At 70.1% G+C, this 14405-nt stretch carries 17 protein-coding genes; 12 read left to right on the top strand and 5 right to left on the bottom strand.

Annotated elements, in window-relative coordinates; all coding sequences use genetic code 11:
* Positions 1-92: 92 nt before the first annotated feature.
* The 4 genes from ACFYWS_RS05065 (at position 93) to ACFYWS_RS05050 (ending at position 1638) form a co-directional block, all read left to right on the top strand.
* Positions 93-416, top strand: a complete 324-nt coding sequence (locus ACFYWS_RS05065; protein ID WP_389269680.1) for a hypothetical protein — start codon at positions 93-95, stop codon at positions 414-416.
* 184 nt (positions 417-600) lie between these two features.
* On the top strand, positions 601-969 hold the full coding sequence (locus ACFYWS_RS05060; RefSeq protein WP_389269678.1) for a WhiB family transcriptional regulator: 369 nt from the start codon (positions 601-603) through the stop codon (positions 967-969).
* On the top strand, positions 966-1289 hold the full coding sequence (locus ACFYWS_RS05055) for a hypothetical protein (protein ID WP_389269676.1): 324 nt from the start codon (positions 966-968) through the stop codon (positions 1287-1289). Before ACFYWS_RS05060 ends, ACFYWS_RS05055 begins: the two co-directional genes overlap by 4 nt.
* Before the next feature lie 145 nt (positions 1290-1434).
* Entirely contained in the window at positions 1435-1638 is a 204-nt protein-coding gene (locus ACFYWS_RS05050) for a hypothetical protein (protein ID WP_389269674.1), read from the top strand.
* Here the strand turns inward: ACFYWS_RS05050 and ACFYWS_RS05045 are convergent, their stop codons facing one another.
* Both ACFYWS_RS05045 and ACFYWS_RS05040 read right to left on the bottom strand, forming a co-directional pair.
* Entirely contained in the window at positions 1639-3003 is a 1365-nt protein-coding gene (locus tag ACFYWS_RS05045; protein ID WP_389269672.1) for an ABC1 kinase family protein, read from the bottom strand.
* 67 nt (positions 3004-3070) lie between these two features.
* Positions 3071-4237 carry a TOMM precursor leader peptide-binding protein gene (locus ACFYWS_RS05040; RefSeq protein ID WP_389269670.1) on the bottom strand — a complete coding sequence of 389 codons (1167 nt, stop codon included), beginning with the start codon at positions 4235-4237 and terminating at the stop codon, positions 3071-3073.
* Between the two features lie 195 nt (positions 4238-4432).
* Here ACFYWS_RS05040 and ACFYWS_RS05035 point away from each other — a divergent pair, with 195 nt between their 5' ends.
* From ACFYWS_RS05035 to ACFYWS_RS05020, 4 genes are all read left to right on the top strand, one after another.
* A complete protein-coding gene (locus ACFYWS_RS05035) occupies positions 4433-5029 on the top strand; it encodes a M48 family metallopeptidase (RefSeq protein ID WP_389269668.1) in 597 nt (198 codons plus the stop codon).
* Positions 5030-5143: 114 nt separating this feature from the next.
* Entirely contained in the window at positions 5144-6844 is a 1701-nt protein-coding gene (locus tag ACFYWS_RS05030) for a TerD family protein (protein WP_389269666.1), read from the top strand.
* Positions 6845-6855: 11 nt separating this feature from the next.
* Positions 6856-7536, top strand: a complete 681-nt coding sequence (locus tag ACFYWS_RS05025; protein ID WP_389269664.1) for an AIM24 family protein — start codon at positions 6856-6858, stop codon at positions 7534-7536.
* An 18-nt stretch (positions 7537-7554) separates the two neighbouring features.
* Positions 7555-8310 (top strand): AIM24 family protein, encoded by a 756-nt coding sequence (locus ACFYWS_RS05020; RefSeq protein WP_389269662.1) that lies wholly within the window; start codon positions 7555-7557, stop codon positions 8308-8310.
* 75 nt (positions 8311-8385) lie between these two features.
* Here ACFYWS_RS05020 and ACFYWS_RS05015 read toward each other — a convergent pair whose 3' ends face one another.
* Together ACFYWS_RS05015 and ACFYWS_RS05010 are read right to left on the bottom strand one after the other, a co-directional pair.
* Complete coding sequence (locus tag ACFYWS_RS05015; RefSeq protein ID WP_389269660.1) at positions 8386-8910, bottom strand: NUDIX hydrolase; 525 nt, start codon at positions 8908-8910, stop codon at positions 8386-8388.
* Entirely contained in the window at positions 8907-10364 is a 1458-nt protein-coding gene (locus tag ACFYWS_RS05010) for a zinc-dependent metalloprotease (protein ID WP_389269658.1), read from the bottom strand. Before ACFYWS_RS05010 ends, ACFYWS_RS05015 begins: the two co-directional genes overlap by 4 nt.
* A gap of 192 nt (positions 10365-10556) precedes the next feature.
* Between ACFYWS_RS05010 and ACFYWS_RS05005 the strand changes: the two genes are divergently transcribed.
* The 4 genes from ACFYWS_RS05005 to ACFYWS_RS04990 all read left to right on the top strand — a co-directional run bounded on the left by ACFYWS_RS05005 (position 10557) and on the right by ACFYWS_RS04990 (position 13683).
* Positions 10557-11669 (top strand): SDR family oxidoreductase, encoded by a 1113-nt coding sequence (locus tag ACFYWS_RS05005; protein WP_389269656.1) that lies wholly within the window; start codon positions 10557-10559, stop codon positions 11667-11669.
* Between the two features lie 96 nt (positions 11670-11765).
* Positions 11766-12230: a molybdenum cofactor biosynthesis protein MoaE gene (locus ACFYWS_RS05000; RefSeq protein ID WP_389269654.1), complete on the top strand. Its 465-nt coding sequence runs from the start codon at positions 11766-11768 to the stop codon at positions 12228-12230.
* A gap of 148 nt (positions 12231-12378) precedes the next feature.
* The gene (locus tag ACFYWS_RS04995; protein WP_389269652.1) at positions 12379-12543 is read left to right on the top strand and encodes a hypothetical protein; all 165 of its coding nucleotides are present in this window, start codon (positions 12379-12381) and stop codon (positions 12541-12543) included.
* Between the two features lie 51 nt (positions 12544-12594).
* Positions 12595-13683, top strand: a complete 1089-nt coding sequence (locus ACFYWS_RS04990; protein ID WP_389269650.1) for a PDZ domain-containing protein — start codon at positions 12595-12597, stop codon at positions 13681-13683.
* Between the two features lie 80 nt (positions 13684-13763).
* On the opposite strand, the gene ACFYWS_RS04985 is transcribed toward ACFYWS_RS04990, so the two are convergent.
* Positions 13764-14309, bottom strand: a complete 546-nt coding sequence (locus tag ACFYWS_RS04985) for a PPA1309 family protein (protein ID WP_389269648.1) — start codon at positions 14307-14309, stop codon at positions 13764-13766.
* Positions 14310-14405 lie beyond the last annotated feature (96 nt).

The raw sequence follows: 14405 nt of genomic DNA, 5'->3' as shown, positions 1-14405 counted from the left end.
GCCTTCTCGGAGGCCCTGGTTCCGTGTTGTACTTGAATGCCGTCGGATCGGTTCGCACCGATCCCCCGAGACGCCGAGAGGAGGCGATTCCAGTGATCAGCATCAACGCCAGCTCCATCAGCACCGCCAAAATGACCGATCGCTCGGTCGTCGCTTCCTGCCTGCTCGGCTCCTCGAACCTGGGCACCGGTCTGTCTGGCATCTCCGCCATGCGTCCGGAGTTCGGCACGTCCCTCGCGGGTCTTCCCATCCGCGAGCGCAATGAGCGACCGACGAAGGCACCGGAAGCAGTAGCGACGGCGCAGGCTCACGCCTATGCCCTTGCGGCGGCCGGTGCCGGATTCCGGAAGCAGACGACGCAGCACCACACGATGTGGGCCTTCCGTGGGCTCAAACCCTGGAGTGATCCAGCCTGACGAGATCAGGCAGGCGCCTTCAGGGCCGCGGAACCCCACCCGGGATCCGCGGCCCTTCTGTTTGCCCGGAAGATCCAGCGATCTTCCGAGGAACCAGAGCGAAGGGGCCTCGGGACAAGAAAAGAACCCGGTACCACCGCCACCCGGCCCACCGGCCGGACGACCAGACGAGGAAGAAGACACCGTGCAACTCGAAGCGCACGCCCCGTCAGTACCGCCTTCAGACCCTCTTTCCCCGCCCCTGTCCACGGAGGACTCCACCTTGAACCCGCTGACCGCGCTCACCGCGCTCGACGACGCCATCGAGAACCTCGACGTGCCCGTCCCCTGCCGTGCCTATGACCCCGAGGTCTTCTTCGCGGAGTCGCCGGCGGATGTCGAGTACGCCAAGTCCCTCTGCCGTACCTGCCCGCTGATGGAGGCCTGCCTCGCCGGCGCCAAGGAGCGGCGTGAGCCCTGGGGCGTCTGGGGTGGCGAGCTGTTCGTCCAGGGCGTTGTCGTCGCCCGGAAGCGGCCGCGTGGCCGTCCGCGCAAGAACCCGGTCGTGGCATGAACACCCCCGGAACGATCGACCGCCCCGTGACGCACGACCCCAAGAAGCAGGCCCCGATGAAGCCGTCCACGAGCGAGCCCGTGGGCTCTGCGATCCCAGACTTCACCACCGCCGGCGCGAACGAGTCGCGCCAGAACAGGACCCGTCAGATGCAACTCATCCCAGAAGCCCTGGCTCGTGCGCATATGCACGAACAGCTGCGGGCGGCGGAGAGCGAACGCAGGGCCGTGCGCCTCGCCACCGCTCGCCGGATGCAGCGCCGTGCCGAGCGTGCTTCGCTGCGCGCCCGGCGTGCGCTCGCCATGGCCGTCATGCAGTAACCGATCCGTCGACGCGGTTCGTCCGCGGTTCGTCGATCTGCGCCGCGACAGTGCGGCTGCTCCCTCGGGGGCCGGTCCGAGCCGGACCGGCCCCTGAGGCGTGTGGCGCCCGGTGTTCATCGGCTCATCGAGTTATCGTCGCCGAGTGACGTCTCTTCCTGGCGGGGACTCCGCACAGCAGCCCGACCACCAGGCCCTCGCGTGCGCGCGATGTGGCACGACAGTCCGGGAACTGCCGCTGACCTGGACGTGTTCCGTCGAGGGCGGCACCCGGCGGTACTTCTGCGACGCCTGCGCCCGAGAGAACATCAGGGCCATCGAGGGGCGGCTCGACTCCGACTGGTGGTGATCAGGCCTCCGCCGCCGGCCACTCCTCGTCCCGCGCCGCGTCTTCGGCGGCAAAGCCCGGCACCCAGGCCTCCAGTTCGTCCCGCAGTCGCACGGTGGCCCCGAGCTGGCACAGCACCCCGATCGTGCTGAGCGTCACCCGATGTATCAGCAGGTACGAAGGCGGCAGGTTGAGCTGCTTGCCCAGTTGATGGGCGGGGGAGCGGGGGTCGGCGATCCGGGCCGCCTGATTGCGCATCCAGGAGCGGGTGAACGTGAAGGCGTCGACGCGGGCCGGCTCGATGATCGGCAGCAAGTAGTCGAGCACCGCGCCCGGTTCGAGGTCGATCGACTCCTTGACGAAGCCCTCTTCGCAGAGCAGCTCGTAGATCGCCTCCGCCTCGCCGTCGAGCGTTCTGCGCAGGGAGACACCGATCGGCTCGGGCAGGCCGCCGGGCAACCGGTCGACCGTGCCGAAGTCGAGGACGCCGAGGCGCCAGCCGCCCTTCTCGTCCGGCAGCAGTCGAAAATTGCCCGGATGGGGATCCGCGTGCAGCAGGCCCGTGCGCGCGGGCCCCGAGAACAGGAAGCGGGCCAGTAGCTGACCCGCGCGATCGCGCTCGTCCTCGCTGCCGTTGTCGATGATCTCGGCGAGCGGTGTTCCGTCGATCCACTCCGTCACCAGCACCTGCTCGCTCTGGTGCACCACGTGCGGCACCACGACATCGGCGTCGTCGTCGAACTCGTCCGCGTGTGCCTGTTGGGCCTGCGCCTCCAGCGCGTAGTCCAGCTCCTCGGAAACCCGGTCGCGCAATTCGGCGATGAGCGGCTTGATGTCCATTCCCGGGACGAGCGGGCCCAACAGGCGTGCGAAGCGGCTCAGTTGACCGAGGTCCGACAGCAGGGCCTCGCCCGCGCCCGGGTACTGCACCTTCACGGCGACCTCGCGGCCGTCGTGCCACACGGCGCGATGCACCTGCCCGATCGACGCGGCGGCCGAGGGTTTGTCCTCGAACTCGACGAACAGGTCGCGCCATTGCTCGCCGAGCCGCTCGCCGAGGACCGCGTGCACGGTGCGGGTCGGCATCGGAGGCGCGGCTTCCTGGAGCTTCGTCAGGGCGGCGCGGTACGGGCCCGCGATGTCCTCCGGGAGGGCGGACTCGAAGACGGACAGCGCCTGCCCGAACTTCATGGCCCCGCCCTTGAGTTCGCCGAGCACCTTGAACAGCTGATCCGCCGTGCGCTGCTGCAGTTCCCGCCCGACGATCTCGGCGGACTTGCCGCCGATGCGTCTGCCGATGCCCCAGGTCGCGCGGCCCGCGAAGCCGATCGGCAGCGCTGCCAGCTTGGCGGTACGGGTAACCGCCTTCCGGGGAAGATCAGACATGTACCCCTCCAAGTGCCGAACAGTCATGCCGCGCATGCCCGGGTGCCGTGGTGCCGACAGCCATGGTCTACCCCGCCATTGTGTCGTGCGGCACGGCGTCCTCGGAGACCTCCTGCCCGTTACCTCTCTCACCCGCACCGCACGGACACTGTGGATGTGGCCACACCGGCCGGGCGTGCCAGTCCAGGCCCGGCGCGGCCGCCTCCCAGCGCGCCCCCGTGCTCGACGGCAACTCGCCGTCGAGGAAGGCCAGTCCATGTGCCGCGGCGAGGCCCGCGACAGCTGTGGCAAGGCCCAGGTCACAGGCCTGCACCTGACGGCCGACATGCCCCGAACTCCACTGGGCGAGCAGCCGGGGCCAGGTCGGATCGCGGTCCGTGCGCCCGAGGAGCAGACAGTGTGCGCAGCCCGTCCCGCCGGGCAGCACCAGCGGCCCGACCACGCCGGTGGCCTCGACGACGCCCGCGTACAGGTGGGGAATGCCGGTCTCCAGTAGGTCCTCGACCGCGGCCGGGTCGGGGGAGTGGACCGCGAGTCCGTCACGCGGAGCAATGATCACGAGGGAGAGCGGGGGCTCTTCGGGATCCGGCTCCGACAGGTGCGCAGGGGCCGAACTGCGCCGGTCGGGGCGCGGTGGCCTGGCCGGCGCCATCGAGCGCACCACCCGCCGTGCGGACACGTCCCGGCGCTCGCCCGTCGCCTCCACCGGATGCCCGCCCGGTGCCACGTCCCAAGGCTCGACGCATCCGCCGTCCCGCACATCGACATGGCCGACACCCGCAGACGCGAGCACCGAGGCGATGACCGCGCCCACTCGCCCGGCACCTCTCACCTGGACCCGCATCGCGCGCCGGGCGGTCAACTTCAGTATCGCTTCGGCCGGTTCCGATGTCGTGACGGTCAAGGCGGCGTGGTCGGGGCGGAGCCGATCCATCGCGCGCTTCTGTTTGCGCAGTTCAGCGCCGGGGCTGCCGCCGCCGGTCGCGTCGTCGAGGAGTCCCGCTCCGCTCAGCCGCTCCAGGAGCGCGTCCACGTGACCGTCCGGAAGGCCCATCTTCTGGGCCTCTTCCCGCAGGAGCGGGACCCCGCGGGTGCCGTCGAGCAGCGTCAGGAAGCTGCCGGTGGCCGTGTCGACCGGGCCGAGTACCACCGCGTGCGCCGGCGTGAGCCCGAACTGCACCGTGTTCAGGTCGTGCCAGCCGCGCCGCAGGGCCGGCTTCAGGATCGGATGCATGGCTGTCCCCCGTACTGTGCCGATGGCGTCGTTCCCGTCGATCGACCGCCAGCATGCCCGGACGGCCGGAGTCGTGCGGAAAGTTGTCCACAGGCTGTGGGTGATAGTCGTACTAATCGAGGGGTGGGTTTCGGGGCCGCACCGAAGACTTCCGGAGGCGGGACTTCCGCCCGGTCCAGCGGGTAACGTCGGGGCGTGTCCGCCGACCCACTGCACCGTGCCACGAACACGCAGCGCAGCACGACCAGCCCGCCCGCAGGCGGCCTGGGGGCGAGCGCGGTCGAGGTGCGCAGAAGCTCCCGGCGTCGCAGGACCGTCTCCGCGTACCGAGAGGGTGATCGCACCGTGGTGCTCATCCCGGCGCGCATGTCGGAGGCCGAGGAGAAGCGCTGGGTGGGCGTCATGCTCGACAAGCTCGCCGCGCAGGAGAGCAAGCGGGTGCTCGGCGACACAGAGCTGGCGGACCGCGCCGAGCGTCTGTCGGACCAGTACCTCGAGGGGAAGGCCCGCCCCGCTTCGGTGCGGTGGGTCACGAACCAGAACACCCGGTGGGGTTCGTGCACTCCGGCGGAAGGCAGTATCCGGCTCTCCCACCGGCTGCAGGGCATGCCCGAGTACGTCGTGGACTACGTACTCATCCATGAGCTCGCGCACCTGCTGGTCCCCGGTCACGGGCCGCGGTTCTGGAGGCTCCTGGAGGCGTATCCACGCACGGAGCGGGCGCGCGGGTACCTCGAAGGAGTGGTCGCGGCCGACCGGCTCCCGCATCTGCCCGCCGCCCGCGGCGACTGATCGCCTTTCAGCGCGACTTCTGTACCAGGGGTGTACCGACTTCTCTCACTGTCAGTGTTTGCGGATAGCCTGGCGCGACGCAATCACCATCGGGATGGGGGACGGTCGTTACGTATGGCCAGGGAATTCCAACGCGGCCACAAGGCCAAGATCAGTGACCTCACCGCAGGCACGGATCTGTACGTGGGTGTACAGATCACCGGCCCCGGATTGAGCTTCGACATCAGCTGCTTCGGCCTCGACGCCGAGGAGCGGTTGTCCGACGACCGGTACTTCGTCTTCTTCAACCAGCCGAAAACTCCCGAGGAATCCGTCCAGCTGCTCGGCACACAGGCCGGCGACACGGAGTCCTTCCGCGTCACACTCGACAAGATCCCCGCGAACATCCAAAAGCTTGCGTTCACCGCGACCATCGACGGTGCGGGGCAGATGTCGCAGGTCGCTCCCGGATACATCCGTATCGTCGCCGGTGGTGAGGAAGTCGCGCGATATTCCTTCCAGGGTGGTGAGTTCTCCACCGAGCGTGCGGTGATGCTGGGCGATTTCTATCTGAAGGACGTATGGCGGTTCGCCGCTGTCGGGCAGGGCTTCGACGGGGGCCTGGATGCGCTGCTGAAGAACTTCGGAGGCGAGGTCGCGGAGGAGGAGCCCGCCGCCGCACCACAGCAGTCCGAGGCCCCCAGCTTCGCGCCTCCCGCCCAGGCCGCCGCGCCGCCGTCCTTCGCGGCCCCGGCAGCGCCCGCGCCTGCCCCGCCCGCGCCCGCTCCGGCGCCCGACCCGGTGCCGCAGAACGTCGCCCCGGCGCCGGCACCCACGCCCCCGCCGGCCCCCGCTCCTTCGGTGCACGCGGCGCCCACCATCGCCGCCCCGCTGGCCACGCCACCAGGCACGGTCCCGCCGCCGCCCCCGGCGCCGAGCGCTCCGAGCCCGTTCGGCCAGCAGCCGCCCCAGCAGCCGCAGTTCGGCCAGGTCCCCGGTCAGGGCGGCGCATCGCTGCCACCCGGCTACGACCAGCAGCCCCAGACGCAGCCCGCTCCGCAGGGCTTCGGGCAGCAGCCCCAGACGCCCCCTGCACAGCCGGTCTTCGGTCAGCCCCCGGCCGCTCCCTCCCCGCAGGGTGCGCCGCAGGGCATCCCGCAGCAGGCCGCCGCGCCGGGCGTGGCCGCCGCCCTGGAGAAGTTCCGTGAGGCTCCCACAGGGCAGCGCTGGACGCTCCAGAACAAGAAGCTGATCCGGGTCGACCTCGGAGCCGCCGGTGACCAGCCCGTCCTCGCCCGCCAGGGCAGCATGGTGCTCTACCAGGGCAAGGTCGAGTTCAGCTACAAGGGCGCCGGGTTCGCGGGCCGCATCGTGGGCAACGCCACGGGCCAGGAGATGCAGCTGATGCGTTGCTCCGGCCGCGGCCAGGTCTTCTTCGCGGAAGAGGCCACCCACGTGCATCCCATTGAGCTCCAGGGCGACTCGATCTGCGTCTCCGCGGAGAACGTCCTCGCGTTCGACGAGAGCCTGCAGCACGAAGTGCGCAGGATCGAAGGGCACGGCATCCCCGGAGGCGCTCTGTTCGTGCTCCAGTTCCAGGGCACCGGAACGGTCGTCGTGAAGACCCACGGCACGCCCGTCGTGCTGCCGGTCACGCCCACCACGTTCGCCGACTCCAACGCCGTCGTGGCCTGGTCCGCGGCCGCGCAGGCGATCGTCTCCAACCAGGTCCGCATGCGCCGCAACGCCTATCCGGGTGACAGCGGCGAAGGCGTCAACCTGCAGTTCCGGGGCGCACCCGGCAACTTCATCGTCGTCCAGCCGTACGAGGTCTGAGGGAGCCCGTCATGAACCAACCACTCGCGGGCTTCGCCCCGACCCCGGTAGCCACCCGCATGGAGAACCACGGCAGCAACATGCTGAAGGTCGCCATGCAGACCGGAAACGACCTCTTCGCGCGCGTGGGCTCGATGGTCGCCTACGAAGGCTTCGTCCAGTACGAGCCCAACCCGCCCGCCGTCCGCCAGGTCGCCCGTGACTGGATCACGGGCGAGGGAGCGCCTCTCATGAAGTGCTCAGGTGACGGCCTGCTCTACCTCGCCGACTATGGCGCCGACGTCGTCGTCATCAACCTCGGTGGCGAGTCGATCTCCGTCAACGGCACCAACCTCCTCGCCTTCGACGCGCACCTCCAGTGGGGCGTCGAGCGCGTCAAGGGGCTCGCCAAGTTCACGGGTCAGGGCCTGTGGAACATCACGGTCGGGGGCCAGGGACACGTCGCGCTGACCTCCCGCGGTACCCCCATCGTGGTCGACTGCGGCCGCGGCGAGGACGAGACCTACGTGGACCCCGACGCGCTCATCGCCTGGTCGCCGAGCCTGAAGGTGAAGGGCAAGCGCAGCTTCAGGGCCGGCTCGCTCATCGGGCGCGGCAGCGGCGAGGCCTACCAGATGGGCTTCTCCGGCGAAGGCATCGTCGTCGTACAGCCCAGTGAGGACAGCACCGACCGCCTCCGAGTCCGGGGCTGAGGGGGAGCGAACAACACCATGCAGAGTCCGCTTTTCGCGCACACCGAGCAGCAGACCCAGGAGCGCTACACGGTGCAGAACCCGCAGATGCTGCGGGTCGCCCTGGAAGGTCACGACGACATCCTCGCCCGCAAGGGCGCGATGGTCGCCTACCAGGGGCTGATGGAGTTCGACGGTGAGTACCAGACGTCCGGACAGCAGCGCGCCCGCGCGCACACCGGCGAGGGCCTCAGCCTGATGCGCTGCCACGGGCAGGGCACCGTCTACCTGGCGAACCTCGCCCAGTACATCCACGTAGTGGATGTCGAACAGGACGGCCTGACCGTCGACAGCAGCTACGTGCTGGCGATGGACTCCTCGCTGCACCACGAAGTCGTCGCCGTGGACAGCCAGTTCGGCATCTCCGGCTCCGGCAAGTACCAGCTCAACATCACCGGGCACGGCAAGGTCGCGCTGATGACATCCGGCCAGCCGCTGATGCTCCAGGTCACGCCCGACCAGTACGTCAACGCCGACGCGGACGCCATCGTCGCCTGGTCCACCGGACTCCGGGTGCAGATGCAGGCGCAGACGCATTCGTCCGGCGTCATGCGGCGTCGGGGCAACACCGGCGAGGGCTGGGAGCTCAGCTTCATGGGCAGCGGTTACGCGCTGGTCCAGCCCAGCGAGCTGCTGCCGCCGCAGCACGCGGCGGTCGGCGGGGGCCTCGCCGCGCAGTACGGAGTGGGGCAGCAGGGCGCCCGCGGCCAGAACCAGGGCAACGTCTGGAGCTAGAAGGGCGCGCATCCACGTACAGGCACACAGGTAAGGGGCGAGCGCCCATGGCGCTCGCCCCTTACCTGTGCCTCTCTAGAGCCGTGCCCGCGTGGCCTCCACCAGGCGGACGACAGAGGCGTCGGCGACGTCCGCCACCTCGTCGTAGCCGAACCAGCGCAGGTCCAGGGACTCGTCGCTGATCGCTTCCGTGGCGTCCGCCGGGGCGAGCGCCGCGTACTGCACGTCCAGGTGCTGGGTGCACGGCCCCGGAATCGGGTGCCGGTCCAGGCGGACCGGGCCGCCTGCGAGGAGCGTGAGGCCGGGGATGCCCGACTCCTCCGTCGCCTCGCGCAGGGCCGCGGCCCGCAGAGTCGGGTCGCCCTGCTCGCAGTGCCCACCCATCTGAAGCCACATCTGCAGCTTCTTGTGGAGCGTGAGCAGCACGCGCCCGCGCGTGGGGTCGACGACCAGGGCGCTCGCCGTGATGTGCCCCGCGGTGCAGGGCTTCCACAGGCCGTCGGCACCGTGCTCCGACAGATGGTCCAGGTAGGCCTGGCGAAGTTCCGGCTGGTCCTCGTAGCTCTTGAGCACGAGGACCGTGTCGTCGTACAGGCTCACTTGTCGGAGTCGCCCTCGCCCTTGTCGTCCTCGTCCTTCTTCAGGTCCGGCTTCTCGGTGGAGCGGCCGCTCGCGGCCTCACCGAGCATCTTGTCGAGCTCGGAGAAGTCCAACTGCTCGTCGCGGTGCACGAAACCGTCCGGGTCGTCCAGATCGGACGCCGTCGGCAGCATGTCCGGGTGTGCCCACAGGCCGTCACGCCCGTCCACACCGCGCGCGTCCGTGAGCGAGGCCCACAGGCGCGAGGCGTCACGCAGGCGCCGCGGACGCAGCTCCAGACCGATCAGCGTCGCGAACGTCTGCTCCGCGGGGCCGCCGGTCGCGCGGCGGCGGCGCAGCGTCTCGCGCAGCGCGTCGGCGGACGACAGGCGCGGCTTCGCGGCCGCATGGACCACCGCGTCGACCCAGCCCTCGACGAGCGCGAGAGCCGTCTCCAGGCGGGCCAGAGCGGCCTTCTGCTCCGGGGAGTCCTCCGGCTGGAACATGCCCTGCTGGAGTGCTTCCTGGATCTGCTCGGGGTTCTGCGGGTCGAACTGCCCGACCACGTCCTCCAGCTTCGAGGTGTCGACCTTGATCCCGCGCGCGTACCCCTCGACTGCGCCGAACAGGTGCGAGCGCAGCCACGGCACGTGCGAGAACAGCCGCTGGTGAGCGGCCTCGCGCAGCGCCAGGTAGAGGCGGACCTCCTCCTGCGGGACCCCGAGGTCCTTGCCGAAGGCCTCGACGTTCAGCGGCAGCAGCGCGGCCTTGCCGGCCGGGGCCAGGGGCAGGCCGATGTCCGTGGACCCGACGACCTCGCCCGCGAGGACACCGATGGCCTGCCCGATCTGCTGGCCGAACATGGCGCCGCCCATGGAGCGCATCATGCCGATCAGAGGGCCCGCCATGGCCTGCATCTCCTCGGGCAGTACGTCGCCCATGGCCATGCCGACACGCTCGGCGACGGGGTCGACGAGCTCCTTCCACACCGGGAGGGTCGCCTCGACCCACTCGGCGCGGCTCCAGGCCACCGCCGAGTGCGCGCCCGAAGGCAGCGACGTCGCGTCGTCCAGCCACAGGTCGGCCAGGCGCACGGCCTCCTCGACCGCTGTGCGGTCGGCGGGGCCCACGCTGGTGTCCTTGACGCCGTCCTGCGTGCCCTGCGAGACGGTCTGGCGGGCGATGTCCTTGGCCATGTCCCAGTTCACCGGCCCGCCCTCGTAGGAGAGCATCTGGCCGAGCTGCTGGAAGGCCGCCCCCAGATCGTTCGGATTCATGGAGCCGAACATGGCCGCGAACGGGTTGTCCCCGCCCTCGCCGCCCGGTCCGCCCGCGCCGGGCAGGCCCGGGAACCCGAATCCAAAGGGGCCGGCCGGTCCCTGACCGCCACCGCCCTGCTGGTCCTTCTTCTTGCCCTCGTCGCCGTCTTCCGGCTCCTCCGGCGGAAGGCCGAAACCGAATGGGGTGTCACTCACGGGATTCCTCGGCTGGTTGGGCCGCCGGTTTCTGGGCCCGGCGGCGACTGCCCGACTACACACCCAGCGTAGACACCATGGCCGGATCGGGCCTCAGTGCTTCGCCGACTCATGGCCTGCGGCAGGATGGATGCCTCCTGGTACGTACGCGTCATACGGGTACGTACTGAAGACAACCGCTGGAGACGCCCGGTGAGTTCCCCAGATCCGCAGGTTCGCGCAGCGCGAAACCCTTCCTCCCGTCCAGCCGTCCGCGGCCCCGTCGTCGCGGTCACCGGTGCCGCGTCCGGCGTCGGCGCCCTGCTCACCGAGCGGCTCGCCGCGTCGGACGAGATCAAGCAGGTCCTCGCCATCGACGAGCGGCGCGGCGAGTGCACGTCAGCGACCTGGCACGTCCTGGATGTGCGGGACCCGGCCATCGCCGAGAAGCTGCGCGGCGCCGACGTCGTCGTGCACCTGGCCCTCGACCTCGACCTGGAGTCCGACCCCGCGGCCCGCACCGCGTACAACGTGCGGGGCACACAGACAGTGCTCACCGCCGCGGCCGCCGCAGGCGTGCACCGCGTCGTCCTGTGCACCTCGACGATGGTCTACGGAGCCCTTGAGGACAACGAGCTTCCGCTCGCCGAGGACGCGGAGCTGCGTGCCACCGCGGAAGCGACCGGAGTCGGCGACCTCCTGGAAGTCGAGCGGCTCGCCCGCCGCGCCCCGCGCGCGCATCCCGGCCTGAACGTCACCGTGGTGCGCCCCGCAGTGCTCGTCGGCGGTACGGACACGGCGCTCACCCGGTACTTCGAGTCGCCGCGCCTCCTTGTGGTGGCCGGTTCGCGGCCGGCCTGGCAGTTCTGCCACGTGGACGACCTGTGCAGCGCCCTGGAGCACGCGGCCCTGGAAAAGGTCGACGGAGAGCTCGCGGTCGGCTGCGACGGCTGGCTGGAGCAGGAGGAGATCGAGGAGCTCAGCGGCATCCGGCGCATGGAGCTGCCCTCCGCCGTCGCCCTCGGCGCGGCGGCCCGGCTGCACCGGATCGGCCTGACGCCCTCCCCGGCGGGCGACCTCGCCTACACGATGTACCCGTGGGTGGTCAGCGGGAGCCGGCTGCACGATTCCGGGTGGCGACCCCAGTGGACCAACGAGGAGGTCCTCGCGGAACTGCTCGAGGAGGTCGCGGGCCGGCGCACCGTGGCGGGCCGACGCCTCGGACGCAAGGACGCGACGGCGGCCGGAGCCGCGGGCGCGACCGTCGCACTTCTGGGCACGGCGGCCGTGGTGCGGCGGGTGCGCAAGGCGCGGCGGCGCATCTGAGACCCGCGTACCTGTAGAAGGCTCCAAGCCGGTACGCGTGCGTGCCGGTCGAAAACGCTATTCACGGTTGTCGGCGGCGTGCGGCACGATGAGGGCATGGCACCCACTGAGCACGACCACCCCGGCGAGCTGAGGGCACAGGACCCGATCAAGCTGCTCGCCGTCCGAGAGACGCCGCTCTCCCTCGACGAGGTCTTCCGGGCCGTCGGTGACGACGCGGCGGGCGGCACCGCGCTCTTCGTGGGGACCGTGCGCAATCACGACGGCGGGGCCGACGTGGACAAGCTGGGCTACTCCTGCCACCCGACGGCCGAGGCGGAGATGCGGCGCGTCGCCGAGAAGGTGGTCGCCGAGTACCCCGTGCGTGCCCTGGCGGCAGTGCACCGAGTCGGCGATCTGACGGTGGGCGATCTGGCGGTCGTCGTCGCCGTGTCCTGCCCGCACCGCGGCGAGGCCTTCGAAGCCTGCCGCAAGCTGATCGACGACCTGAAGCACGAAGTGCCGATCTGGAAGCACCAGACGTTCTCGGACGGCACCGAGGAGTGGGTCGGCGCCTGCTGAGGCGTCTTTCGAACACGCCTGGCCGACTCCGGTCGGGGCCAAGGGTGTTCCGGTTGCGTAACCGCCCCCCTGCGGCGAGCGTTGGGACTGCGGATGGTTAATCTGCTGATACGTCAGTGGCAGTCGCTCATGGGGTCGGGAGGTCGGGATGGCAGCGCTCCTGTGGCTTCTCATTCCGGTGGTCGCTGCGGTGGCCGCCGGCATCTGGGGCATCTGGGCCGGACGTCAGCGCCACAAGACCGGGGACGTCACGGAACTCAGTGGTTACGCGCGTTTTCGTGAGGCCATGGAGAAGTCGCACCAGGGGACCTGACAGGCCTGGCCCCACAGGTGCGCTGACAGCGTCGTCCCGTACTGTCGTTCCATGCCACGCCGCACTGCGACGATGCTCGCCTCGACCCTGATGCTGATCGCGCTCTTGTGCGCGGGGGTGCTCATCAAAGTGCCCTACGCGGAGATGTCGCCGGGACCGACGGTGAACACCCTCGCGGACCACGGCGGCGAGCCCGTGATCGAGATCTCCGGCCACAAGACGTACGACGCGTCCGGCCACCTGAACATGACGACGGTCCGCGTCACCAGCGCCGACTACAACATGAACCTGGTGTCGGCCGTCTACGGGTGGCTCGCGCACGACAGCATCGTGGTGCCGCACGAGACGCTCTACCCGGACGGCCAGACCGAGCAGCAGTCCTCGCAGCAGAACGCCGAGGAGTTCAGCCAGTCCCAGGAGAGCGCCAAGGTGGCGGCGCTGCACGAGATGGGCATCCCCGTGAAGTCCTGGGTGATCGTCTCCAGTGTCGTCAAGGACAGCCCGGCCCAGGGCAGGCTGCACGCCGGGGACGTCATCAAGGCCGTCGACGGCACCAAGGTCACCAAGCCCACCGACGTCGCCAAGCTCGTCACCAAGCACAAGCCGGGCGAGAACGTCGTCTTCACGGTCGTGCCCGTCAAGGAGGCGGCCGCCGCCGAGAAGGCCGGCAAGGTGGCGACCCGCACGGAGAACGTGACGATCAAGACGGAGAAGGCCGAGGACGACCGCGCGATCGTCGGCATCCAGGCGGGGACCGACCACACCTTCCCGTTCGAGATCGACATCAAGCTCGCCGACGTGGGCGGTCCGAGCGCGGGCCTGATGTTCTCCCTCGGCATCGTCGACAAGCTCTCGTCGCAGGACCTGACCGGCGGCAAGTTCGTGGCCGGCACCGGCACCATCGACGAGGCCGGCAAGGTCGGCCCCATCGGCGGGATCGGCATGAAGACCGTCGGCGCGCGCGACAAGGGCGCCCAGTACTTCCTCACGCCGAAGGACAACTGCGCCACCGCGGCCAAGGACACCCCGGACGGGCTGACGCTGGTCAAGGTGGACACCCTGGACGACGCGATGGACGCCCTGAAGGACATCCGCAGCGGCGACACGGCGGACCTGACCACGTGCACAGCCAAGGGCTGAACAGACGCAAACACCGCACTACGTAGAGGGGCGCCACCGGAACTCACCGGTGGCGCCCCTCTACGTAGACGAAGAAGACATCACTCGGCGAACGTCACCGACAGGGCCTCCGCGAGCCCCGGTACGAGATTCGAGCCCGTGAGGACCTCCGTCGTCGCGTCCTTCTCACGCAGTCGCAGCGCCGAGTCGCGGGTGCCGTCGCGCAGAACGCCGACCGTCATACGGACCTCCTGGCGGTCCGGGTGCTCGGCCACCCACTTCGTGAGCTTCGCGTCGCTGAGGCCCTCCGGGACGGACGCCTCCGCGGACGGCGGCAGCATGAGGCGCTCGACCGTCAGCGCGCAGCCCACGACGGCGTCGGGCCACGCGATGGTGCCGAGGAACTCGTCCAGCGGCTTTCCGGCAGGGATCTCGTCCTGCTCGATCGGGGTGAGGCCGGGGGCGGCCTCCTGCTCGCCCTCGAGCCCGAGCTGGGCGGCGAGAGCGGGTTCCTGGGCGCGCAGCGCGGCGGTGTCGACGAGGGCGAAGAGGCGAGCGGGCTGGTCCCAGCCAAGCCCGGCGGCGTACTCATCGATCTCGAGTACGGCTCGGGTGAGGGGGCTCGCTGCCATGGGAGTGTTGGACATGGTCACAATCCTGCCTCGTTCGTCCCCCGAACCGGGAACTGAGTAAAGGGTGAGTAAGTTGCATAGGTGATGGGTCCGCTCTTTCGGGGGCCCGAC

The organism is Streptomyces sp. NPDC002795, from assembly GCF_042888725.1.
GTDB lineage: Bacteria > Actinomycetota > Actinomycetes > Streptomycetales > Streptomycetaceae > Streptomyces.
The sequence above is the reverse complement of the archived record's forward strand: the minus strand, read 5'-3'. Positions and strand labels throughout refer to the sequence as shown.